Genomic DNA, 24155 nt, shown 5'->3' with positions numbered 1-24155 from the left:
TATCGTCAGGAAACGCTGCGGTAGGTGTTGCGGAAGATCTCCAACCAAGGGGTATCAGCATCCCAGTCTGCTGGTCGCCAACTCATCTGCACGCTGCGCACTACCCGCTCGGGATGTGGCATAAGGATACTCACCCTGCCGGTATCTGAACACAAACCGGTGACACCAAGCGGAGAACCATTGGGATTGGCGGGATACTGGCTGGCTGCCTGCCCATTTCCGTTGATATAACGCATGGTCACCGGCGCATGGACAAGATGGGCTGGCTCACGGAACTCGGCACGCCCTTCTCCATGCGCAACAACGATGGGCGCTTGCAACCCTGCCAGTCCGGCAAACAGTGGCGATGGGGATTCAAGAACCTCGACCATAGCTAGACGCGCCTCGAATTGTTCCGAGCGATTGCGGCGGAAGCTTGGCCAATGTTCTGTACCGGGAATGAGCTCGTGCAACTCTGCCAACATCTGACAGCCATTACAGACACCCAGGGCCAGGCGCGTGGAATCGGCAAAATACTCGGAAAACTGGCTGCGTAGATCAGCATGGTAAAGGATTGACTTGGCCCAGCCAGCGCCAGCGCCCAACACATCGCCATAAGAAAATCCCCCGCAGGCAGCGAAAACCGGGTAGTTGCGTATGTCGTCGCGGCCGGCGAGCAAGTCACTCATGTGTACGTCTACTGCGGTGAAGCCGCTGCGGGCGAAGGCCGCCGCCATCTCCACCTGACCATTGACACCCTCTTCGCGCAGAATCGCTACCCGAGGTTTCGCAGCGCCGATCTGCGGAGCCGGAAAGCTGCTGCGCTTCGCTTCTTGCCAATTGCTGAATAGGCTAGGCAATGTCTCTGTTGTCTGGGCATAGGCCTCGGCGGCACAGTCGGGGGCATCACGCAGGGATTGCATGCGATAGCTGGTCTCCGCCCAAGCGCCGAGCAAATCCGTGCCGGCCTCATCGAGCAGGGGCGCACCATCCTGTAGCACCCGCACGCGCCAATCCGAGTTCACCCGACCCAGGCAATGTAGTCGCGCATCCAGCCCTACGGCGCGCGTGAGACTCCGCAAAAGCGCCGCGTCTTTCTCCCGAATTTGCAGGAGGCAACCTGGCTCTTCGGCAAAAAGAAAGGCCATGGCGTCGGTATTTTCGGGAATGGTGACTTCCGCGCCTAGTCGCCCGGCAAAGGACATCTCGCAGACACTCGCCCAGAGCCCGCCATCCGAGCGGTCATGATACGCGAGGACAACGCCTTCCTGCCGGAGTGTATGTAGCAAATTGAAGCTCGCTCGCAGCAGTTTCGGATCGTCTAGGTCCGCGGGCTCCGCGCCCATCTGCCCCAGCACCTGCGCCAGCACCGATGCGCCGAGACGGCCACGCCCCAGGTCCAAAAGCCAGAGATCAGTGTCGGGCAGGCCCTGCAATTGCGGGGTCCAGGTCTTGGCCACATTCGCCACCGGCGCCACTGCGGTCACCACCAGGCTCAAGGGCCCAGTCACGGATTTTTGCGTATCGCCGTCTTGCCAGACACTCTGCATAGAGAGGGAGTCCTTACCAACGGGAATACTCAACTCCAGGGCCGGGCAGATTTCTTCTGCCACACTACGCACGGTATCAAACAGGCGTGCGTCCTCGCCGGGCACATTGACTGCCGCCATCCAGTTGGCCGAGAGCTTGATCTGCCCGAGCTCCTGCACATCGGCAGCAAAGAGGTTGGTCAGTGCCTCGGCGAGGGCAAGGCGGCCACTCGCCGGTGCATCGAGCACCGCTACCGGTCCGCGTTCACCCAAAGCCATAGCCTCACCATGGAGCCGCCAGAAATCGGCGGCCGAAACCGCACAATCGGCTACCGGTACCTGCCAGGGCCCGACCATCTGGTCACGGGCAATCAGGCCGCCAACACTGCGGTCGCCAATGGTAATGAGAAACTCTTTGCTGGCAACCGAGGGATGGCGAAGTACCGCGTACGCAAGTTGGCGCAGATCCTCGTCCGTTACGAGGAGTGATCGCGCTTGCACCGCTACACTGTGGGCATCACGTTGCATACGGGGTGGGCAGCCGAGCAAAGCATCAAGAGACATATCTACGGGGGAATCTTGCAACAGCGTGTCCTGCATGCGCAGACGGTCGCCCTCCTCTGCCTCGCCCAACACTGCTACCAGGCAACGCTCGCGCTTACAGAGGGCAAGAAATTCTTCCAGACGCTCCGGCAATATAGCCAGCACATAGCGCTCTTGCGCTTCATTGCACCAGATTTCCATGGGCGACATGGCGGGGTCTTCATTGGGCACCGCGCGTAATTGCAGGGCGCCGCCACGCCCACCATCGTGCAGCAGCTCGGGCAGGGCATTGGACAAGCCACCGGCACCCACATCGTGGATGGCGAGGATGGGCGAGTCATCTCCCAAAGCAATGCAACGTTCGATCACCTCTTGCGCACGCCGTTGCATCTCTGGGTTGCCGCGTTGTACCGAGGCAAAGTCGAGGGTTTCTTCACCCTTGCCGCTCGCCACACTCGAGGCGGCACCACCGCCCAGACCAATGAGCATGGCCGGACCACCGAGTACCAGCACCTTCGCACCTACCGGCAAAGGAAGCTTCTGAATCAAGCCAGGACGAATTTGTCCGACGCCGCCAGCCAGCATGATCGGCTTGTGGTAGCCCCAATGGCGCCCATCCTGGTCGCCCTCAAAGACGCGAAAGTAGCCAGCGACACTGGCCCGACCGAACTCGTTGTTGAAGGCTGCGGCACCAATCGGGCCTTCCAGCATGATCTCCAGCGCCGAACGAATCCGTTGTGGACGCCCGTAAAAATTCGTTTCCCAGCTTTGTTCATAGCCCGGAATACGCAGATGCGATACCGAAAAACCGCAGAGCCCCATCTTTGCCTTACCACCACGGCCGGTAGCGCCTTCGTCGCGAATCTCACCGCCGCTGCCGGTGGCTGCGCCGGGAAAGGGCGAAATGGCGGTCGGATGGTTATGGGTTTCGACCTTGATGAGAATTCCCAGTTTCTCATCATAGCTGCGATATTCACCATCGCCAGCCGCACAAAAATACTGGCTTGGGGCATGGGCTTCGATCACCGCAGCGTTGTCGTGGTAGGCAGAAAGCGTGCCCTGCGGATGGGCACGGTGAGTGGAGCGGATCATGCCAAAGAGGGTGTTTTCTTCTTCTTTGCCATCCAAGCGGAACTGGGCGTTGAAGACTTTGTGCCGGCAGTGCTCCGAGTTCGCCTGGGCAAACATCATCAATTCGGCATCGCTGGGGTCACGCTCTAGCCCGGTAAACAGCTGCGCGAGGTAGTCCAGTTCTGCTCCGGAGAGGGCAAGGCCCAGCTCTTCATTGATGGCCTGCAAGGCTGGCAGCCCCTCCCGTAAAAAGGGGATACGGCGCAAGGGACGTGGCTCGGGATGCACGAACACCATCTCGGCATCCTGCCAATCCTCCAATACCGATTCGGTTAGGGGATCATGGAGTATGGCGAGCAATTTCGCTCGTTCTGCTGGCAGCAGGGTTTGCTCATGATCGACGTAGTAGGCGATGCCGCGCTCAATGCGCCGTAGACCCGCCAAGCCACAGACCTGGGCGATTTCTGTCGCCTTGCTCGACCACGGAGATATCGTGCCCAAACGCGGCACCACGGCGATCTCCATGGCGGCACAGTTATCATCCCAGTGTTCGCCGTAGGTCAACAGGGCTTCGAGACGCCCTTGCTCATCGCTGCCAGGAGTTTTCTCCCAATCGAGCAGGTGTACGAAGCGCGCGGCAAGGCCACGTATGGCGAGCCCTTCAGCTTGGGCACGCTGCACGAGGCGTTGCGCACGGAAAGCGGACAGGGCGCGAGCCCCGCGATGCATGGCGAAGGTCACGGCAATCTCCTGGAAAGCCTAGGAAACGGTATTTTTAGCTGCTTAGTCGAGGGGCACACCGATACGGCGTGCCACTTCGACGTAGGCCTCCACCACACCGCCCAGATCGCGGCGAAAGCGGTCTTTGTCCATTTTCTCCAGGCTCTCGGCGTCCCACAGGCGACAGCCATCAGGGCTGAATTCGTCGCCGAGGCGCAGTTCACCATGGAAGCGCCCAAATTCAAGCTTGAAATCAACAAGAATTAGGCCAGCGCGGGCGAAGAGATCGACCAGCAGCACGTTTACGCGCTCGGTCCAGCGCGCCATCAGCTCCACTTCTTCCGCTGTCGCCCAGCCAAAGCTGCGGATGTGGGAGCGGTTAATCATCGGGTCGTGCAGCGCATCGCTCTTCAGGAAAAATTCCATCACTGGCGGCGCGAGGACACGGCCTTCCTCAATCCCCAAACGCCGAGAGAGAGAACCAGCGGCGCGATTGCGAATGACGCATTCCACGGGAATCATCTCCAGACGCTGTACCACCGACTCCTGCGTGCCACTACGACGGAGAAAGTGGGTAGGCACACCGGCCTTTTGCAGATATTCCATGATAAAGGCGTTGAAGGCATTGTTCACTTCGCCTTTGCGCGCGAGCTGGGCGAGTTTTTCGCCGTCGAAGGCAGAGGTGTCATCCTTGAAATGCAAAATCAATTCATCGGGGTTTTCCCCGGCATAGACGATCTTCGCCTTACCTTCATAGAGCTTTTCCTGTGCACTCATGCTGGTTGCCCCTCGGGAAAGACCCGCGCAAAGATGCTGGCGATCTGTTTGGTATGGTAGCTAAGGTCAAAGAGCTCGCGGATATCTGCTGCCGAGAGATAACGCTGCAAGTCGCCATCTGCCAACAACAAGGTCTGAAAATCCAGCCCTTCCTGCCAGACGCGCATAGCATTGCGTTGCACCACACGATAAGCATCCTCGCGCAGCATGCCTTTTTCCGTGAGAGCCAAAAGAACACGCTGCGAAAAAATCAGGCCGTGCATCTTGTCGAGGTTCTCGCGCATACGCTCGGGGTAGACCACCAAACCTTCCAGCAGCCCGCTGGCGCGATGTAACATGAAATCGAGAACAATGCAGGCATCCGGGCCAATCACGCGCTCCACACTGGAGTGAGAGATGTCCCGCTCATGCCATAGGGCGATGTCCTCCAAGGCCATCCCCGCATAGCCACGCAGCAAGCGCGCGAGGCCCGTGAGGTTTTCCGAGAGGATCGGATTGCGCTTATGCGGCATCGCCGAGCTGCCCTTTTGGCCGGCAGTGAAGGGTTCTTCCGCCTCCAACACCTCGGTACGCTGCAGGTGACGAATTTCAATGGCGATCTTTTCGATGGACCCGCCAATCAGTGCCAAGGTGTTGAAGAATTCCGCATGGCGGTCACGCGAGATAACCTGGGTACTCGCCAGCTCCGGCTGCAAACCGAGCTCTTTGCATACGGCTTCTTCGACATCCGGACCAATGTTGGCAAAGGTGCCGACTGCACCCGACAACATACCTACAGAGACTGATACAATGGCGCGTTCGAGGCGTTGTAAATTGCGTTGTGCCTCCGCCCGCCACACAGCCACTTTCAGGCCAAACGTGACCGGCTCAGCGTGAATACCGTGGGAACGACCGATCATTACCGTGTCTTTGTATTTCCAGGCCAAACGCACCAGGGCTTGATCCAGGCGTTGCAAACCCGTTTTCAGAAGGTTACCGGCATCGCGTAATTGCAGAGCGAAACCAGTATCGACCACATCGGAAGAGGTAAGCCCCTTGTGGATAAATCGGCTGGAGGGGCCAACAAATTCGGCAATCGAGGTCAAGAAGGCAATAACATCGTGCTTGACTTCTTTTTCGATAACATCGATGCGGGCAACATCAAATTGTGCCTTGGCTTCAATTTCCGCCAGATCCTCTGTTGGAATTTCTCCCTTTTTGGCCAAGGCGCGACAGGCCGCCAACTCAACCTCCAGCCACGCGCGATATTTCGCCTCCTGGGTCCATAAAATGCCCATCTCGGGGCGGGTATACCGCTCAATCATGAAGCATTCCCTTTTTCTGGCGTCAGCGCCGTCTGCAGCTTGTCGAGGATTACCATGGCTGCCTTGTTTTCTTCTTCCCCTTGAGTGCTGGAAGAGGTCTCGAGCACACTGCCATTATCATCTTTCATAGCGAGCAGCTTTACCTGTACGGCCAGCGGCTTGACTGGTTTTCCACCGCCCCAAATGCCCTCAATGCTATGCCAGGCATTGCTAAACATGCCACCAAAAATGCCCTTGGATTTCTGCGCTGCTTGTCCACCACGCAACTGCAGCGACCAGGTCCCCGTCGCCGTGGTCTGGACCGGATAACCAAGGCTGTTGATAGCCATCTGCACTGCCGGTTGTGCCTTGAGTGGCGGTTGATCAAGAACCAGATAGGGGCCAAGGTCGTCGCGGTAGCGAGTCACCTTGATAGCGGGCATTTCTGCCATCACCACCGCTTGGGCAAGGCGCTTCTGCACGGCCTCTAACAGGTGACGATTAGCATCCAGATCAGGATCATGTGGCTGCCAGTCCATAGATTCAGAGGTCGGGCTGATCCATTGCCGATTTTGTTTTACGGTCAACAACTGGCTGCCATCAGCCTGTTGCTGCAGAGCGAAGGTAAATTGCATGCGACGATTGGCGCCCAGGCTGTTGCCAAAGAAGCTGGCAATACCACCGCGCACGTAATCCCAATCGGTGACCAATTCATTCTGCTCAGGCGAAAAGCGTTTTATGCCGATTTTTCGCTTTGCCAACTGGGCACGCAGCGCCGACCAGATCTGATCTGGCTTGGCCTGGGTACGCAGGGCTAGATCCTTTCCTTGCCCAACCAACTCGGCCTGGACACCCGGGACGGTTGGCTCGGCAACAGCACTCTGCCCTGGTGCGAGACGGGGCTGGAAAACCTCATAGCCATTACTGGTGCTGGCATTCTGCATACCAGATTGTTGTACCGCCTCAGCGGCACTCAACCCGCCACCCGGAACGGTCACCCCCGGCTGCGGCGCAGACGCGAGCAAATCCGGTGGCACTGCCAGCGGCTTCAACACCTTGGCATCGGTATATTCCGGGCCATTATTGGTCTTGAGAAAAGGTATATAGGAACACCCGCTCAGCCCTAGGCTGAGCAAAGTGGCAACGACGAGACTACGTGCAATCGGTTTACGCATGGTAGCAAGCGTACTCATGAGGCGGGTGAAAGGGGAGCAGAACTGGCATACTGCAGAGCGGAACGCAGGCGCACATGCAGAGATTCGCTGAGTGGCGTGAGTGGCAGACGAATTGTCGGTCCCACGCGTTGCATGTCTGCGAGCAGCCATTTTGCTGGTATTGGGTTGGACTCCGCGAAGAGATCGCGATGAAGCGGCACTAGCGCATCGTTGATGCGTCGCGCCAGAACAAAATCATTTTCCAGTGCGGCATACATCATCTGCGCCATGGCACGCGGGGCGACATTGGCGGTGACGGAAATCACGCCACGCGCGCCGATGGCCATAGCTGCCAGTGCTGCGCCATCATCTCCACTGAAAACTTCGATGCTTGCATCATGAATCGCACAAAGGTGCAAGATTTCGGCCACGCGGTCAACTTTGCCGCTCGCCTCTTTCACACCCACGACGTTGGGACGCTTTGCTAAGCGTGCCACCGTTTCTGGCAGGATATCGCCAGAGGTGCGCCCAGGCACGTTGTACAAAATGATGGGAAAATGACAGGCGTCAGTAATGGCGCTGTAGTGCTGGAAAAGACCTTCTTGGGTTGGCTTATTGTAGTAGGGGCTGACCAAGAGAGCGGCGTCTGCTTGCGCCTCCATGGCGGCACGGGTGAGTTCGATGGCCTCTGCCGTGGCGTTGGCGCCGGTGCCAGCAATTACGGGAATACGCCCATGCACTTGCTGGACGACACTGCGAATGACAGCGACGTGCTCTTTTACCGTCAGGGTCGCGGACTCTCCCGTCGTGCCTACGGCAACGATGGCATGCGTGCCCTCAGCAATGTGCCATTCTACCAAGTCGCGCAGGGCGCGATCATCAACGGCCCCGCTCGCATCCATTGGCGTTATCAACGCCACCATACTTCCATGAAACATCAAAACTCTCCAGCCATTTCAGCGCAGACCGGCAAAGGCTGAATGGTACTGGTCGCCGGTGATGCTTGGCAAGAAGAGGCCTGCCAAGCTCACTTTCATTACACCCAGCTGTCGTCGTCACCACCCATACCGAAATCACCCGCACCCGAGGCGTCTCCGCCCCAGGAGCTGTCGGTCATGCCAAATTGATCATTTTGCTCACTGTTATTGCTGGCATCACCAGCGTCATGGTGACCAAACAGACTACCGGCTAACGCATTACCAGCGGCCATACCGGCACCAATGCCAACGCCAGTAGCAATACCCGAGGCCAAGCCCGAACCAATGCCCCCCTGGCCCGGCATCCCCGCCGGCCCATAGGGACCTTGTGGTCCATAATTTCCTTGCCCTGGGAATCCGCCCATATTGCCAAAGCCGGGTTGCATCTGCTGGTAGGCGATGGCTTGGCGCTGGCGGCGGCGACGCAGGAACCAAGAGATTGCTGCAATCATGGCGATCAGCCCCAAAAACCAAGCGATGGCGGCACCCAGGCGAGAATGCGATTTCTCGTTACTGACTGCAGCGGGAGAGGTCTTGCCGACTTGATGCTGTAACTGTTTTTCGAAGCCCGCAAGCACCTTTGCTTGCACGAAGGATAGGCTGGGGTCGAGAGTCTTGGCGCGTTGCAGGGCAGCAGACGCCTCACTCCATTTTCCTTCTTTCGCCAACAGGCGCGACTCCAGGTACTGTGCCTGGGCAGAGTTGGGGTGTGCCGCCAAGACCTCAGAAAGCTGCTGCTGCGCTTGCGTGTACTGTTTACTTTGGATGGACTGGATGACCTGCGGAACCGATGGCTCAGCCATGGCAAGCGGGGCAAACACAGTAAAGCTGAAGGCCGAGAGGCCAATGAGTAAAGCACGACGAACCATGGATTACGCTCCTGACAACCATCAAATGTAGTGGATGAGAATATGCGTGGCACGCTGGTGAAAATCAAGCGTTTTCATACTCTGAAATCATTTGCCTTGCATTTGTTTTGCATTGACAGAGTGGGGTTCATTACGCATTATACCGAACGGTCGGTTACATCCTGGAGTTCCCCGTCCATGCTCAGCTCATCACATTCCTATCGTGGCCTCACGCTCGCAGTGCTTCTTGCTCTGGGACTGTCGGCCTGTAGCTTCGAGCCAAAACTGCGCGTTCCCAGTAGTCCTGGGGATCACGCACCCTATACCGTCAAGGGAAATCCTCAGCATACGCTTAGCGGCACGGGAGTGGCGGGTACAGCGCAGGAATTTGTCTATGGCAAAACACTCGACGCGGAGTGGTGGAAGCTCTTTCACTCGAAAGAGCTGAATACCCTTGTACAAACAGGACTGAAGAACAGCCCGAGCATTGCGCAGGCGCAGGCGCAATTGCGTCAGGCACAGGCCGAGGAACGGGTGAATGCCAGCATTTTCTATCCGCAGGTTAGCGGTAGCCTGCAATCCACGCGCGCCAAGGCATCCTCTGCCGCCTTTGGCGGCGGCAAAGGCGGGTTCCATTATTCGCTCGTCACCGGCAGCCTGGGCGTGACCTATTACCCGGATATTTTTGGGGTAAATCGCTTGGTCTACAAGAACAGTAAGGCTTTAGTCGATTATCAACGCTGGGAATTGGAAGCAGCACGCCTGACGCTGACGGGGAACATCGTCAACACCGCAATTGATGCCGCAGCAACGCGGGCGCAGATCGCGGCAACCCAGGAGATCGTCTCGCGCGAGTCGAAACTATTGCATTTAACGCAATTGCAGTACCAGGCCGGGGCAATTCCCTACAACACGGTAGTGACCCAGTCCAGCCAACTGGCGAGCCAAGAGGCAAAATTGCCGCCCCTGCAACAGCAGCTCACCGTCTACAATCATCAATTGGCAACCTTACTGGGGGAATTCCCCGGAGAGGCGGCGATCCCGGAGTTGCGGCTGGATCAAATTACCCTGCCCGAAAAAATTCCGGTGAGCCTGCCTTCCACCTTGCTCAAACAACGGCCCGACATTCAGGCGGCCCTGGCGCAAATGAAGGCTGCCAATGCCACGGTTGGCGAGGCAAATGCGCAATTTTACCCGACTGTTCAGCTAAGTGCCGCAATTGGTTCCACTGCCGCGCACCCTGGATTATTTTTTGACCCCGTCAGCAGCATTTGGAGCTTGGTGGGTAGCCTCTCCCAGCCAATTTTTGAGGGCGGCAAGTTGCGCGCGCAGGTCTCCGAAGCCAAGGCGGCTTACGAGGTAACCTATCAGGAGTACCGTACTACCGTTCTCGGCGCCTTCAGCCAAGTGGCCAACGCCTTGCGCGCGTTGCAGCGCGACGCCGAAACCTTACGCGCGCAGCAGGCAGCACTGAGTGCCGCAAGCAAATCCTTGCATCTCAGCGAGGTAAGCTACCGTAGTGGCGCGAGCGACTATCTCACCTTGTTAACCAGCGAGATACAGTACAACAGCGCTAAGATAGCTGTGGTACAGGCAGAATCCCAGCGCTATCAGGATACTGCCGCCCTACTCGTTGCCATTGGCGGTGGCTGGTGGAATGACCCAGGCAAGGGTGCACCAAAGTTGCAAAATGTCGGCGCCAAACACGCAGCTTCGTGATGAAATCGATTCTCTAATCCCCCCGGCAAACTGTACCGGAGATCTTCCATGAAAAAAGCATACGCTATCGTCATCCTAGGTTTGGTTATTCTTTTTGGCGGCATTTTTGGCTTCAAAGCTTTTGTCAATCAAATGATTGCCAAAGCCATCGCCAATGCGCCCAGGCCAGTCTTCTCCGTCTCGGCAGAAAAGGTGCTAGAGCAGGATTGGCATCCAGAGCTTCAGGCGGTTGCCTCCCTCAGCGCGGTCCAGGGTACAGAATTGAGCACGCAAATTGCTGGCAACGTCACCGCCATTCATTTTCATTCAGGCTCTTACGTGCAGTCCGGGCAGCTTCTGGTGCAGATCGATAACAGTAATCAGCTTGCCCAACTCCGCGTTGATCGCGCAAATCTGCATCTTGCTGAGGTCAATCTGAAACGCACGCAAACCCTGATTGCCGACAAGGCCGCCAGTCAAGCCCAACTCGACCAGGCACAGGCCACCTATGCCGTCGATCAGGCATCCGTACAGAATGATGAAGCTACCCTGCACAAGCTGGCGATCACCGCTCCCTTCAGCGGCCAAATCGGCATCCGCAAGGTAAATGTAGGGCAGTATGTGACGCCGGGCACCGCTATCGCCGATTTGCAGAGCTGGGATCCGCTATACATAGACTTCACACTGCCCCAGGCCGATCTTCCCGAGCTACAGCCCGGAACCCCGGTGCAATTCCACTCCGACGCCACCGGTGCACAGATCTTCAACGGTAAAATCACGGCATTGGGTTCCGCCATCAATCCCCAGACACGGCAAGTCGAAATCCAAGCCACCTTGGAAAATCCGAAAAATTCGCTGCGGCCGGGGATGTTTGGCAATGTGACCGTAGTACGCAACATAACGCAAAAAGTCCTGACGGTGCCGGCAGCGGCAATTACCTACAATACCTATGGAAACTTTGTCTATGTGGTGCAAAGCAAGACCGTCGATGGCAAGAAGAGTCAGATTGCCGTTCAACAGGTAGTCCAGACAGGAGAGGAGCGCGACGGGAATGTCGCTATCGTCAAGGGACTGAAGGCTGGCGAACTCATCGTCACTGCCGGGCAAGTCAAACTTACCAACGACGCACCGGTCAGCGTCGCCGCGTCGCACTGAGGCAAAGTTATGCGATTTACGGAAATTTTTGTTCGCCGGCCAGTGATGGCTACGGCACTCAATCTGGTAATTTTTTTGCTTGGTCTGCACGCCTTTATGATGATGACGGTGCGGCAGTATCCAGCCTTGACCAACACTGTAGTCACTATCACCACCGCCTACCCAGGCGCCAATCCTGCAACAGTGCAGGGATTTGTCACTACCCGCCTGGAAAAGGTCATCGCCAGCGCACCGCACATTGATTATTTGACCTCTAATAGTTCCGAAGGCGCCTCAACCATCACGGTTTACATGAAGTTGGGGACTGCCCCCAGCTCGGCCCTGGCCAACATCCAGGCCAAGGTGCAAGAGGTAACGGACCAGTTACCTACTGGTAGTCAATTGCCGGTCATCAACGTTACGGTCGGTAATACCACCGATCTGATGTATGTGGCATTTTACAGTAAGACATTGAATCAACAGCAGATCACCGACTACTTATTACGAGTGGCGCAGCCGCAGTTGGCTACGGTGCCTGGAGTGGGGGAGGCACAGATTCTTCCTCCGGGAGCGGGCAATGGTAATACCTATGCCATGCGCGTTTGGCTCAATCCGCAGAAGATGGCGGCATTGGGGATTAGCGCAGCGCAGGTATCAGCGGCACTGAAGAGTAACGATTTCATTTCAGCGGTTGGGCAGACGCGCGGCAAGACGGTGCAAAACACCATCGTCGCCACCACCAGCCTGCACAACGTGAAAGAGTTTGAAAACCTGGTGATTACCCAGTCGGGTAGTACGCTTATCCGGCTCAAGGACGTTGCCAAGGTTGAACTCGGCGCACAAGACTACACCTCTTATGCCTTCTTTGATGGGCGTCCCGCCGCCTTTATCGGCATTCAAGAATCGCCCTCCGCCAACTCCCTGGATGTCGCCAGCGGTGTGAAGGCAGCACTGAAAAATATTGACAAAGGTCTGCCTCCGGGTCTGCACGAAGCGATCCCCTACGATGCCAGCGTCTTCATCAAGGCATCGTTGGATGAAGTTATGCTGACCATCGGGATCACCCTCGCGGTAGTGCTTTTGGTGATTTTCTTTACCCTGGGTTCGTGGCGCGCGGCAGTCATCCCCGGCGTGGCTATTCCATTGTCCATCGTGGGCTCTGGTCTCATCATGTGGAGCCTTGGCTATTCTATCAACCTCATCACCTTGCTGGCCTTCGTCCTGGCAATTGGCTTAGTAGTGGATGACGCCATCATCGTGGTGGAAAACGTGCATCGCCATATCGATGAGGGGCATTCAGCTTTTGATGCCGCAATGATGACAGGGCGGGAGTTGGGTTCCCCCATCGTTGTCATGTCCACAACCCTGATTGCGGTATTCGCACCGATTGCCTTTATGGGTGGGCTTACCGGCAGCCTCTTTGGTGAGTTTGCCTTTACCCTGGTGGCAGCAGTCTTTATTTCCATGATCGTCGCCCTCACTCTCTCGCCGATGCTGGCGAGCAAGGTTTTGCGCCCGACCAAGGAGCATGGCTTCGAGCACTTCATTGATAGTCGTTTTCATGCCTTCACCCGTTTTTATGATCGCTTACTACGCGGCAGCTTGAACTACGTGCCGGTAACCCTGCTGTTCGCGGCTGTGGTCTTTGCCAGTATCTACTTCCTGTTCACTACCTCGAAGTCAGAGTTAGCGCCCAAGGAAGATCAAGGCATTGTCTTTAATATGGGTACTGGCAGTCCTACGGTTACGCCAACTGCGCTGGTGCACTACGGTAAGCAGATTCTTCACGTACTAGACCAATACCCAGAAAAGGCAGCCACCTTTATGGTTACTGGAATTTCCGTTGGAAGTGGTGCAGCAAGCAATAGTCTCTTTGCCGGCATGCGTCTAACCCCTTGGGACGCACGCAGTACCACAGCAATGCAGTTACAACCCAAGGTGCAGCAGGCTTTGCAATCGGTTACTGGTTTGCAAGTGGCGTCTTTTTTGCCCCCTTCATTACCCGGTTCGGCAGGCGGTCTTCCCGTTCAGTTCGTTCTCCAGAGCCCAGGAAGCTACACCAAACTTGATCAAGTGGCAGACCAAGTGGTAGGGGCCGCCTATAAGAGTGGCCTCTTCCTCTACGTTACCAAGGATCTGCGCATTGACAATCCCGAAATAGTGCTGAAAATCAACCGCAACTTGGCAGGAAATCTCGGCATCAGCATGGCAGATATCGCTAATGATTTGCAGCCACTTTTGGGTGGGAATTATGTCAATCGCTTCGATATGGATGGGCGTAGTTATAAGGTGATTCCGCAGGTGCCAGATCGTTTTCGCGCCGACCCAGGGATGCTGAAGCATTACTACATCAGTACCGCGAGTGGCGCCCTCGTTCCGTTGTCTACGGTGGTGAGCATTCAGACGCGGACAGAACCGCAGTTCTTGCCACAATTTGACCAGCTCAATGCGGCCACCATCCAGGCGGTTCCCAAGCCGGGGGTAAGTATGGGAGAGGCGCTAAACTTCTTTCGCCAAGCCTCGGAAAAAGTGATGCCAAGCAACTACCAGATCAATTATGCCAGTCAATCGCGCCAATACATGCAGGAAAAAGGCGGTTTGTTGGTGACCTTCCTGCTGGCCATCTTGCTGATCTACCTGCTGCTTTCGGCGCAATTTGAGAGTTTCCGCGACCCGTTGATCGTGTTGATCACGGTGCCGATGTCTATTAGCGGTGCGCTAATCTTCATCAGCCTTGGCTTCGGTTCCATCAATATTTATACCGAGGTCGGGCTGATTACCCTCATCGGCCTCATCGCCAAGCAAGGTATCCTGATCGTGCAGTTTGCTAATAATATCCAGCTTCATGAGGGGCTGGATAAGCGTGCAGCCGTGGAAAAGGCCTCCAGCATACGTCTGCGCCCCATCCTCATGACCACCGCGGCTATGGTCTTGGGTGTAATGCCATTAGTCTTTGCTATGGGTCCAGGTGCAGTCTCTCGTTATCAAATGGGCCTGGTTATCTGTACTGGCCTCGCGATTGGCGCCCTCTTCTCGCTGTTCGTGGTGCCAGCCATGTACATGGCCGTGGCGAAGGACATCCGCGACAAACGCGAGCAATTGTTGGGGGATAATGCCAACACGCCTGCCTGAGTATTGAAACGCGTACTCTTCGGCGCCGCCTTGTGCGGCGCTTTAGTGAGAAAAACGGAAAAAAACTTGCCATGGCAATCACTTGCAAGCAATCTCGAAACGAGATATTCTGTGAATACTGGGTAACGAGGCAATCAGAGGCATGCATGTCATCACGCACCGCCGCATTACAGAAGCCATGAAACAGCATGCAGACTGCGCCACGGCGCTAGATCAGTGGTATCGGGTCATGAAAAAGGCGCGTCTGGCGGACTTCGCGGAGATGAGGAACCTTTTCAACAGCGTGGACAAGGTAAACGATGTGTATGTCTTTAATGTTGGAGGCAACAAGCTGCGGATCATCGCGGCAGTTCACTTTAACACCGGGAAGGTTTTCATTCGGTGGGTGCTCACCCATTCTGAATATGATAAAGGGCGTTGGAGGGTAAGATGATGAATACTAACACGTACGTCAACGACGCGATCGCACATTGGCACCATGTGGCGCCCCTGTTGCAGCCAGCACGCACTGAAGAAGAATATGACACCCTCGTAGAGGCTCTGGATACCGTGTTGGACGCGGGCGGGGCCAACGAATCGCACCCAATGGCTCGTCTAGCGGATTACCTCGGAGAATTGGTGGCGGAATGGGAAGCGCGGGATTCCATGCCGGAAGGCGCGACGCCATTGGAAGTCTTGCGTTTTCTCATGGTCCAGCACAAATTGAAGCAGGTCGATTTACCGGAAATCGGCAGCCAGGGCGTGGTAAGTGAAGTGCTTCACGGCAAGCGCACCCTGAATCTGCGGCAAGCGCGGGCCTTGGCCGAGCGCTTCGGGGTGCCAGAGCAGGTGTTTTTGTAATTGGCTCGGCGTTGACTCCCCGATTAAGGGGACAATCATCATATCGCGCTGGCCGTGTCTGTATGTCCCGGATGCTTGGCGCGACGGCACCCTCGATAACCTTGCGCAGACTTTCTACGGTTTCCTGTAGATCCATGCTTTCACCTTCCTGAGCGTTATGCCTTTACTTTGTACGCAGCGATGGCGGAGAGGTCAATTTCATAGGGTTTGAATCCATGCTTCTTAGGACGATGTTTGCAGCGCCTCGATCTTGGCTTGTGCAACTGCATGACCCGCCGTTGCCGCCTCCCCTAGCCAACGCAGGGCTTGCGCCAAGTCGGGAGTAGTACCCAACCCTTCGAGAAAACAGATGCTAATCCAGTCCATTGCATCCACGTCCTTTTTTTCGGCAGCCTGTAGCAGCCAAGTGAAGGCGGTGGTTTCTCGCCCTTCCGCGAGAAGAAAAAGGCCAAACTCGCGCATGGCGGCGGCGCCCCCGGTATCCGCAAGGGCAAGGAGTTCTCCGGCCTCTACCGTCAGGTTCAAACCCAAGCGCTGCGCCAAATCTTGCGCACAAAACTCCAGGCGGTTATTTTCCGTATGACGAATGGTTACCTCACCACTATCCGCCAGGCGATAGCAGGCCTGCCTGCTGGCTCCCGTCAAAAAGCCGGCACTTTGCGCGCCTATCCAAATACTGTCATTGCCTGTAGCTGACAAGGTCTGTGGCTCCTGAGCCAACCTGCACAGAAGGTAGCATAGAGCCCACTGGCGAGAAATGCATCTACTTGCGCGGCATATTGGGTGCGTGCGTTGGCAATGTCCTGGCGGAAACCGTTTGCAGTTGCATCCGTGTAGCGCTGCGATCCGTTACTGCATCCAGCTTTTCCAGAACACGATCTTTCAGAAGAAGCAAGTGGTGTCCTGCAACGGGTCATATTCCAGTTGCCCGACCTTTTGCCCGTGGACAAAAACTTCCAGGGAATCCTTTTGGGGTGGCATGGCGGGAACCTCAGTAGACGCGCTTTTTTGTGGCGTATTCCAGCCGGGCTGCCGCCATGAGTTGCTTGATGGTGAGGCGCCCACGGGCATCTCCCGTAAAATTGGCGGGGTTTTCCCCTGCGGCGTCCTCTTTCGCCACCTCTTGCATTTCCAGGCGTAAATCCAGCGCGGTCAGGACGGCTTCCAGCGTCCGCTGTTGCACACTCTGCCCGGATTCCAGCCCGATCAGCGTAACACGGCTGCAGCCTGCACGCTCGGCCAGTTGTTGCTGCGTGAGCCCCATCGCTTCGCGCCGCGCCTTCACCATACTGGCATACGCCATAAAACCCCTATCGGTACGCACGACGATCCAGCCTCCGGGACCCAAAAAGATCATCGCAACGTACCGCCGCTCTATTATGATGTCAATTTTTCTGTACATCTGCGCGCGGACACAATTTCGTGTAACCAAAAAACGGCGCGGACACGATTTCGTGTCCGCCTGCTTTTCCCGAAAATTTACCACAAATTTGTTATCTATCAATTAGTTATATAATATTGCTCCAGAATGTTAGCAAAATACGGGTTTCTGATGTTACACGATTTCGTGTCCACGATGACGGAACGAAAAGAATCAGATTTTGCTAATTCCAATAAAAACAATGGGCTATTACTATGGCACGGCTATTGCTTTAGTCTTCCTGCGACTCGCATGGTGCGTGTTGGAATTATCCCCCTGCAGGAGGACGGTACACATGAGTATGAAGGTACAGAACGCAAAGAACGCGGCCCAGGCCGGTTTCACCCTCATCGAGCTGATGATTGTTATTGCCATCATCGGCATTTTGGCGGCCATCGCCATTCCGCAGTATGAGCAGTATATCGAAACGTCAAAAGCCACCACTATCTCCCAAGATTTCCATCAGTTGGTGACGCAGGGAACAGCTGCTGAAGCAGCGGGCGCTGCGGGGCAAACTACCAGCATTTATACGCCTAACAATTCTCAAACCCCAGGTGTAGAAGGTTGTGCAGTATTTTCTGTTCCCACGGGCACTTCGACTGCTGCAGGAACTAGTACTTTGGTTACAGTTGCGCCTAACACAAGTGTTGGTTTCACGGTGGACTATTCAACATGTAGCTCGGGATTGCGGACAAAGATCACCAATGCCCTAACAGCTGCTGGCATTTCCGCTTCTGGTACCTCAACCACCGCGACCATCAACACAAACGGTGGCGTGAGCTACAGCTAATCACATTACGCACCCCCTCGGGGGTGCCCCTTTCGGACAGTGCTCTTGCCAAAAGAGTCCTTTCGGAAAGGAATCACGAGATGGAAAAAATCGCTCACAAATCTGTGGCGCAGGATGGCTTTACCCTAATAGAACTGATGATTGTGATTGCCATCATTGGCATTTTGGCAGCGATTGCGATTCCCCAATATTTTCAGTATCTCGAAACGGCAAAGGCGCAAACTGTGGCAGCAGATTTCAAAATGGCAGTGGATGCCGTAAGCAACGGTTTTGCCGCGGCAAATAATGGCGCGAAAACCGATCTCTACAGCACGCTAAACGGACAATCGGCCCACGATGTTGCCGACCCGGTTTATGGCACGGGCACTGCTGCTTTTGTGGTGGGCAGTACCGGATCGCAATGCGGCCAGGTAAGTATTCCCGGTGCTACCAGTATTACCCAGTCCGGCCCAGCACAACTGTATGTATCCGTCGTTACCAGCGGTTGTGCCGGCAATCTCGGTACGGCCATCGCCCGCGCCATCAGCGCCGAGGGGTTTCCCGCTGCGGCGACCGGCTCCGGCGTCCTCATTACCCAAAATGGCCGGGTTACCCCCTAGCCATACCAGCAAAACAGGAGAGTGAAAGATGAACGTACCAGAAAGAATCCAGCACTTGCAGTCCCGCCGCCATTTGTTGCTCGATCGCCGCAGTGAGCGCGGCGCATCCGTCGCCAGCCTCGATATGGAGCTGAATGTGGTGCGCAGCGAGCTGTTGGCGCTCTACCAAATCCAGCGCGAGCGTCGCGGCGTGCGCCTGGCGAGTTGATCGCTCGCAAGGTCCTGATCCATGTCTGATTCTGCCGACGATTCCCGCAACCCCAGCGCCCGCTTTTGGCGCTTGTTGGGGCGTGGCGGGCAGTCGGACAGTAACCTCCGCCAGCAGCAGCAACTGCTCGCCTGGCGGGGGGCGTTAGCGGCGGTCCTCGTGCCGACGACAGAGGAGCGACAGGTCCTCCGGCATTTCTGCGAGATTACCGTGCAGCATGAGGTGGCGGATCTGGCGGCTGTGCTGCGGCCGGGCGCGCAGTCGATTCTGCAGCCGGTGGCCTTGACGGGTCCGCGGGCCTTTGTCAGTGATATTTGCTGTTCGCCGCTCGCTGCCATTACCAATACCCAAAGCCCCTTGGGGATGGTCTGGCAGGAGGAGCGAGCCTGGTACTCCTCGTCCGTGCCCGCTGCTGCCACTCCGGGCGACTGGAATGAGCGATTGACCGGCCGGGGGCTGCGGTCCTGGGGCGTTCTGCCCGTACCGCGGCGGGGACGGGTCTGGGCGCTGCTACTCTTGGCCCGGCACCGGCACAGTGACTGGGCCAGCGATAGCCAGATGCTGTTGCAGTCTACGGCGCAGTTGCTCGGTGACGTACTCGACGATCTGGGCAAACAGCAGTTACGGCTGATTTTGGGGGATGGTCTGCGCGCCGCCTTGGATGCTGTAGTATTGACTGATGCCCGGCGGGACGTGCTCTATGCCAATCAGAGCTTTACCCTGATGACGGGCTACAAGGAAGCGGAAATCTGTAGCAAGGGACTGAAGGTTTTGCAGGGGCCGGAAACCAGTCTGGCGGATCTGGAAAGCCTGAACAGGGCCTTGCGCAACGGTGTCGCTTGGTCGGGCAAGCTGCTGAATTATCAGCGCGACGGAAGTTCGTTCTGGAATCATGTGAGCATCGTCCCAATCCACGATCCGGCCGGGGAGCTAACGCATTTTCTCGGGCTTTTGCGTGATGTGAGCCACGAACACCAAGCGCTGGGGCAACTGGAATACGAGGCGCGGCACGACCGCCTGACTGGCCTGGCCAATCGCCGCGCACTGGATGACGAGCTGGATCTGGCTCTGGCCCGAGCCAAGCGGAATCGCTCCAGCCTTACCGTCTGCCTGATCGATCTGGATTCCTTCAAACCCATCAATGATCGGTACGGTCACGAGGCCGGGGATCAGGTCCTGCAAGTGCTTGCCCAGCGGCTGCGCGATGGCCTGCGACGCACGGATTATGTGGCGCGATTGGGCGGCGACGAATTCGTGATCCTGCTGGAAGGTTACCGGACCCTCGAAGAATTGGCTGTGGTACTGGTCAAGCTGGAAACTCTGGTCAATGCGCCGGTCCTGCTGGGCCAGGGTCAGGAAGTGTCGGTGCAGTTGAGTATGGGCATTTGCCGTTATCCCGAAGACGGTGAGAGCAATACCGGCCGCTTGTTGCGCTTCGCAGATCTGGCGTTGTATCAGGCCAAGGCGGACCGGCAGCAACGTCGCCGGTACTGGATGTTTTATCACGAGCGGATGGTGGCTAAGCAAGGCGTTGGCGGCTGAAGATATTTGTTGCTCTCCGTTTTTCGTTAAAATACCAGCCCGCGCTCTTTTCGTAAGGATTCCTACCGTATGTCCGATTCTGCCGACGATTCTCGCAACGACCCCCCCAGCGCCCGCTTTTGGCGCTTGTTGGGGCGTGGCGGGCAGTCGGACACTAACCTCCGCCGCCAGCAACAACTGCTCGCCTGGCGCGAGGCCCTGGGTGCCATTTTGGAGGCGCGGCGCAGCGAAACAGAGCTAATGCAACGCTTTTGCGATAGCGTGTTGCAAAAGCAAGTCGCTGCCTTTGCCGCCATCCTCCGCCCCGACCACGAGGGCATCCTGCAAACCGCCGCCCTGGCCGGTTCCCGTTCGATCCTGGCGGGGGTGCAGTGCTCCATCCATGCCGATCTGCCCGAAGGCCAGGGGCCGCTGGGCCTGGTCTGGCGCGAGACGCGGCCCTTCTATTCCTCGCGGCTCCACAATGGCCCCGCCTTGCGCGTGTGGACCGATCGCTTGCAACGTCTGGGGATTTCCTCTACAGCGGTAATCCCCCTCGCGCGTTTGCAGAAGGGTTGGGGGGTGTTGTTGCTCTTGCGCCATAGTGGCGACGCCTGGCCGAGCGATGAGCAGATGCTGCTGGAATCCACCGCGCGCGTTCTGGCCGAAACCCTGGAGGATGTCGCGATCTATGAGCTGCAGGCTACCCTGGGGGCAGGCTTGCGCTCGGCCTTCGACGCGGTGGTGCTCACCGACGCCAAAAAACAGGTCTTGTATGTAAACCAGAGTTTTACCTTGATGACGGGATACCGCAGCGACGAGATCATGGAAAAGGGCTTGGCGCTGTTGCAAGGCCGGAACACCAGCGTGCAGGAATTGGCGTCACTCGATCATGCCTTGGCGCAGGAGTCTGCCTGGACCGGGAAACTCCTCAATTATCGCCGCGATGGTACGGATTTTTGGAACCACATCAGCATCATTCCGGTACGCGATGCGGCGGGCGTGCTGACGAATTTTTTGGGGATATTACGCGACGTCAGCCGCGAGCAGCTCCTCCTGGAACAACTGGATTATGAATCGCGCCATGATCGCCTTACCGGGCTGGCCAATCGCCGTGCCCTGGATGACGAGCTAGAGCTGGCCATTGCACGGGCGCAGCGCAACGAATCGCACCTGGCGGTGTGCATGATCGACCTTGATCATTTCAAACCCATCAACGACCTCTACGGGCATGATGCCGGTGATCAGGTGCTGCGCGCGGTGAGCCGCCGCTTGCGCGAAAGTTTGCGGCGCACGGATTATGTTGCGCGTTTGGGTGGCGATGAATTTGTCGTGCTTATCGAGGGCTATCGCAATCTCGATGAGCTGGAATTGGTGCTGGTCAAGATCGAGGCGGGGGTCAATGCACCCATCAGCCTCACCGACGGGCGCGAGGTGGCGGTACGCCTGAGTATGGGGATTTGTCGGGTGCCGGAAGACGGCGTGCAAGATCTGGCAAATCTGCTGCGCTACGCGGACCAGGCCCTCTACCGTGCCAAGTCGTTACGTGGTGAGCGCACGAAGTATTGGGTGTTTCATCAAGACTCGCGCTTCGGTTTGCGGCTCGAACAGCGGGCGGGCCTGCTCACCGAACGAGAGGAAGAATGATAACTTGTGAGGAAATACTCGCCTTTTGAGGCGTCCCAACCGCACATAACTTGCAAGCCTATGCGTGCATCGTGGGGCGGCTATATAGTGGACCCGTGCAAGCTGAGTATGGTCAGAAAAATTGATGGCTTTGGATGCCCGGCGCGAGCCCCGATCTGTCACGATACTTTGGCGTTCCCGAACTTTCCATTAGCGGCGCATTCCATTGACGGAATATTCCATCAAGGCTATATTTAACGCATGAATTGGGATGTTGAGTACACCGATGAGTTCGGGGCGTGGTGGGGTGATTTGTCCGATGGCGAGCGGGAATCGCTTGCCGCGTCCGTGCGCCTGCTGGAAGATCGTGGCCCCATGTTGGGCTTTCCACACAGTAGCGGAATCAATGGCTCCAGGCATAGCCACATGCGCGAACTTAGAACACAGCATGATGGGCGTCCGCTTCGCACGCTGTACGCCTTCGACCCCAGGCGATCCGCCATCCTGCTGATCGGTGGAGACAAGACGGGCAACGACCGCTGGTATGATGTGCATATCCCCATTGCTGACCGGTTATATGACGAACACCTTGCGCAACTTCAAAAGGAAGGAGTAATCAATGGGTAAGAAATTTTCAGATCTGCGGGCGCGGATGTCGCCGGAATCCCAGGCTCGCGCCGATGCCATGGCGCAGACCATGCTGGCCGAAATGCCGCTCAATGAACTGCGCCAGGCACGCGGGCTGTCGCAAAAGATGCTGGCCGATGTGCTGCACGTCCAGCAGCCATCCATCGCCAAGATCGAGAAGCGCACCGACATGTACATCTCCACCTTGCGTAGCCACATCGAAGCGATGGGTGGGCATCTGGATGTGGTGGCGCGCTTCCCGGACGGCGTCGTCAAGATCAGCAACTTCTCCGATCTCGGCGGCAGCGCTGCGACCTAACCTGCGGCAAGCAAGCAGGATAAGCGGTACATCTCCGTATCTTTACCTTTTTTGATGCTGGTGACCTCTCGCGCATAGCGATCCAGCAAATCCGCTAGGGTGCTGCTCTTGGCCCTGGTCTGGTCTTTCCACGTCCCGCGAACCATTTCAGATTCGACAGCTGTTCATAGAAACCTGCCATCTGGACACTAATCAACGATTGATTCACCGAAACATCTGATCTCAACCCGTGCAATCATACCAACGGTTCAATAAAACCGTCCATGAGATGACAGCAAGTGTCCAGAAAATTGTCCAGAAAATGAAAAAGGCTTAGAGCGTATTGCCTAAGCCTCTGATTTATTTGGTGGGCGGTACAAGGTTCGAACTTGTGGCCCCTGCCGTGTGAAGGCGAAAAATAGGTAAATAAGAACAATAGAATATAAAATAACTGAACTACTCACCAGGCAACCGCCGTTCGGCGGACAGGTATGCCGACATGTTCTCCATCTCAGGAAAAAAGTCCCTGGAAAGCGGTGCCTGGTTGCACTAAAGTCACATCTACTCTAAGCTGCTGAAGTGTCGATGGGCTTAAGAGGTGGCACCTAACAATGTTGGTCACAAAGATTCGTAAGCAAGGCGGCGCGGCTGTGGTTACGCTTCCCGCAGAAGTGTTGAGGCGGTTGGATGCTAGTATTGGTGAGAATTTGAGTGTCGTGGTTTCTCAGGGGACCGTTATCATGCGCCCGGCACGCGGTGAGCGGCGGCGCTATAAACTGGAAGAATTGCTTGCTGGCGTCACTGAACAGGATCTGGAAGTTCTCGCCGAGAATACCGCCTGGGCCAGAGACGGTGAGCCTGTCGGGAGGGAGTTGATTTGATTGGGCGAAGGATTCCGTCCCCCGGCGATGTGTACTGGATCAATCCAAACCCAACAGCAGGAAACGAGATCCGAGATCGACATCGGTTCGTGGTCATTACGCCGACCGAGATCAACAAGCTGGGCCTCGTTACGTGCGTACCTATTACCAGTGGTGGCAATCATGCGAGACAGAACGGATTGACCGTGGCCATCGCCGGACACGACACAACGGGCGTAGCCGTCTGTAATCAAATGCGCACCTTCGACCTGCACGCCAGGGCGGCGGCCGTGAAGTACGTGGAGACGCTGGACCAGCAGACCACGCGCGAAATCATCAACCGGGTAACCAGCGTCATCGATCCAGCGTGAGGTGATTGCAGGCAGCGTTACACATTCTGGAAAAAGATGACAGCAAGCGTCCAGAAAATTGTCCAGAAAATGAAAAAGGCTTAGAGCGTATTGCCTAAGCCTCTGATTTATTTGGTGGGCGGTACAAGGTTCGAACTTGTGGCCCCTGCC

22 protein-coding genes are annotated in these 24155 nt (G+C 56.6%); 14 read left to right on the top strand and 8 right to left on the bottom strand.

Going from position 1 to position 24155, the window contains the following annotated elements; genetic code table 11:
- Positions 1–5: 5 nt before the first annotated feature.
- The 6 genes from purL to AB4090_RS10065 all read right to left on the bottom strand — a co-directional run bounded on the left by purL (position 6) and on the right by AB4090_RS10065 (position 8902).
- The gene (gene purL / locus AB4090_RS10090; protein WP_369573748.1) at positions 6–3863 is read right to left on the bottom strand and encodes a phosphoribosylformylglycinamidine synthase; all 3858 of its coding nucleotides are present in this window, start codon (positions 3861–3863) and stop codon (positions 6–8) included.
- Positions 3864–3905: 42 nt separating this feature from the next.
- Complete coding sequence (gene purC, locus AB4090_RS10085; protein ID WP_369573747.1) at positions 3906–4619, bottom strand: phosphoribosylaminoimidazolesuccinocarboxamide synthase; 714 nt, start codon at positions 4617–4619, stop codon at positions 3906–3908.
- Positions 4616–5923, bottom strand: coding sequence for an adenylosuccinate lyase (purB, locus tag AB4090_RS10080; protein WP_369573746.1), 1308 nt, complete (start codon positions 5921–5923; stop codon positions 4616–4618). Before purB ends, purC begins: the two co-directional genes overlap by 4 nt.
- Positions 5920–7095 (bottom strand): outer membrane protein assembly factor BamC, encoded by a 1176-nt coding sequence (bamC, locus tag AB4090_RS10075; RefSeq protein WP_369573745.1) that lies wholly within the window; start codon positions 7093–7095, stop codon positions 5920–5922. Before bamC ends, purB begins: the two co-directional genes overlap by 4 nt.
- Complete coding sequence (dapA, locus tag AB4090_RS10070; protein ID WP_369573744.1) at positions 7092–7994, bottom strand: 4-hydroxy-tetrahydrodipicolinate synthase; 903 nt, start codon at positions 7992–7994, stop codon at positions 7092–7094. Before dapA ends, bamC begins: the two co-directional genes overlap by 4 nt.
- A gap of 98 nt (positions 7995–8092) precedes the next feature.
- Positions 8093–8902: a tetratricopeptide repeat protein gene (locus AB4090_RS10065; RefSeq protein WP_369573743.1), complete on the bottom strand. Its 810-nt coding sequence runs from the start codon at positions 8900–8902 to the stop codon at positions 8093–8095.
- Between the two features lie 177 nt (positions 8903–9079).
- On the opposite strand from AB4090_RS10065, the gene AB4090_RS10060 reads away from it, so the two are divergent.
- From AB4090_RS10060 to AB4090_RS10040, 5 genes are all read left to right on the top strand, one after another.
- Positions 9080–10600 carry an efflux transporter outer membrane subunit gene (locus AB4090_RS10060; RefSeq protein ID WP_369573742.1) on the top strand — a complete coding sequence of 507 codons (1521 nt, stop codon included), beginning with the start codon at positions 9080–9082 and terminating at the stop codon, positions 10598–10600.
- A 48-nt stretch (positions 10601–10648) separates the two neighbouring features.
- Positions 10649–11734: an efflux RND transporter periplasmic adaptor subunit gene (locus AB4090_RS10055; protein ID WP_369573741.1), complete on the top strand. Its 1086-nt coding sequence runs from the start codon at positions 10649–10651 to the stop codon at positions 11732–11734.
- A 9-nt stretch (positions 11735–11743) separates the two neighbouring features.
- Entirely contained in the window at positions 11744–14845 is a 3102-nt protein-coding gene (locus AB4090_RS10050; protein ID WP_369573740.1) for an efflux RND transporter permease subunit, read from the top strand.
- A gap of 142 nt (positions 14846–14987) precedes the next feature.
- A complete protein-coding gene (locus AB4090_RS10045; RefSeq protein WP_369573739.1) occupies positions 14988–15278 on the top strand; it encodes a type II toxin-antitoxin system HigB family toxin in 291 nt (96 codons plus the stop codon).
- Positions 15278–15685, top strand: a complete 408-nt coding sequence (locus tag AB4090_RS10040) for a type II toxin-antitoxin system HigA family antitoxin (protein ID WP_369573738.1) — start codon at positions 15278–15280, stop codon at positions 15683–15685. The genes AB4090_RS10045 and AB4090_RS10040 overlap by 1 nt, the downstream gene beginning before the upstream one ends.
- A gap of 222 nt (positions 15686–15907) precedes the next feature.
- Here AB4090_RS10040 and AB4090_RS10035 read toward each other — a convergent pair whose 3' ends face one another.
- Positions 15908–16384 (bottom strand): tetratricopeptide repeat protein, encoded by a 477-nt coding sequence (locus AB4090_RS10035; protein ID WP_369573737.1) that lies wholly within the window; start codon positions 16382–16384, stop codon positions 15908–15910.
- A 292-nt stretch (positions 16385–16676) separates the two neighbouring features.
- Positions 16677–17087 (bottom strand): helix-turn-helix domain-containing protein, encoded by a 411-nt coding sequence (locus tag AB4090_RS10030; protein ID WP_369573736.1) that lies wholly within the window; start codon positions 17085–17087, stop codon positions 16677–16679.
- A 313-nt stretch (positions 17088–17400) separates the two neighbouring features.
- On the opposite strand from AB4090_RS10030, the gene AB4090_RS10025 reads away from it, so the two are divergent.
- The 9 genes from AB4090_RS10025 to AB4090_RS09985 all read left to right on the top strand — a co-directional run bounded on the left by AB4090_RS10025 (position 17401) and on the right by AB4090_RS09985 (position 24005).
- Positions 17401–17895, top strand: coding sequence for a prepilin-type N-terminal cleavage/methylation domain-containing protein (locus tag AB4090_RS10025; RefSeq protein ID WP_369573735.1), 495 nt, complete (start codon positions 17401–17403; stop codon positions 17893–17895).
- 80 nt (positions 17896–17975) lie between these two features.
- Entirely contained in the window at positions 17976–18494 is a 519-nt protein-coding gene (locus AB4090_RS10020; protein WP_369573734.1) for a prepilin-type N-terminal cleavage/methylation domain-containing protein, read from the top strand.
- 28 nt (positions 18495–18522) lie between these two features.
- Positions 18523–18702: a hypothetical protein gene (locus AB4090_RS10015; protein WP_369573733.1), complete on the top strand. Its 180-nt coding sequence runs from the start codon at positions 18523–18525 to the stop codon at positions 18700–18702.
- 21 nt (positions 18703–18723) lie between these two features.
- Positions 18724–20244: a diguanylate cyclase gene (locus tag AB4090_RS10010; RefSeq protein ID WP_369573732.1), complete on the top strand. Its 1521-nt coding sequence runs from the start codon at positions 18724–18726 to the stop codon at positions 20242–20244.
- Between the two features lie 69 nt (positions 20245–20313).
- Entirely contained in the window at positions 20314–21870 is a 1557-nt protein-coding gene (locus AB4090_RS10005; protein ID WP_369573731.1) for a diguanylate cyclase, read from the top strand.
- Positions 21871–22110: 240 nt separating this feature from the next.
- The gene (locus AB4090_RS10000; RefSeq protein WP_369573730.1) at positions 22111–22476 is read left to right on the top strand and encodes a type II toxin-antitoxin system RelE/ParE family toxin; all 366 of its coding nucleotides are present in this window, start codon (positions 22111–22113) and stop codon (positions 22474–22476) included.
- Positions 22469–22795, top strand: a complete 327-nt coding sequence (locus AB4090_RS09995; protein WP_369573729.1) for an XRE family transcriptional regulator — start codon at positions 22469–22471, stop codon at positions 22793–22795. Before AB4090_RS10000 ends, AB4090_RS09995 begins: the two co-directional genes overlap by 8 nt.
- Positions 22796–23385: 590 nt before the next feature.
- The gene (locus tag AB4090_RS09990; protein WP_369573728.1) at positions 23386–23655 is read left to right on the top strand and encodes an AbrB family transcriptional regulator; all 270 of its coding nucleotides are present in this window, start codon (positions 23386–23388) and stop codon (positions 23653–23655) included.
- A gap of 29 nt (positions 23656–23684) precedes the next feature.
- Entirely contained in the window at positions 23685–24005 is a 321-nt protein-coding gene (locus AB4090_RS09985) for a type II toxin-antitoxin system PemK/MazF family toxin (protein ID WP_369573727.1), read from the top strand.
- The last annotated feature ends 150 nt before the right edge of the window (positions 24006–24155 follow it).

The organism is Acidithiobacillus sp. IBUN Pt1247-S3 (genome assembly GCF_041146875.1).
GTDB lineage: Bacteria > Pseudomonadota > Gammaproteobacteria > Acidithiobacillales > Acidithiobacillaceae > Igneacidithiobacillus.
This window is presented reverse-complemented; position numbering and strand designations above follow the sequence as displayed.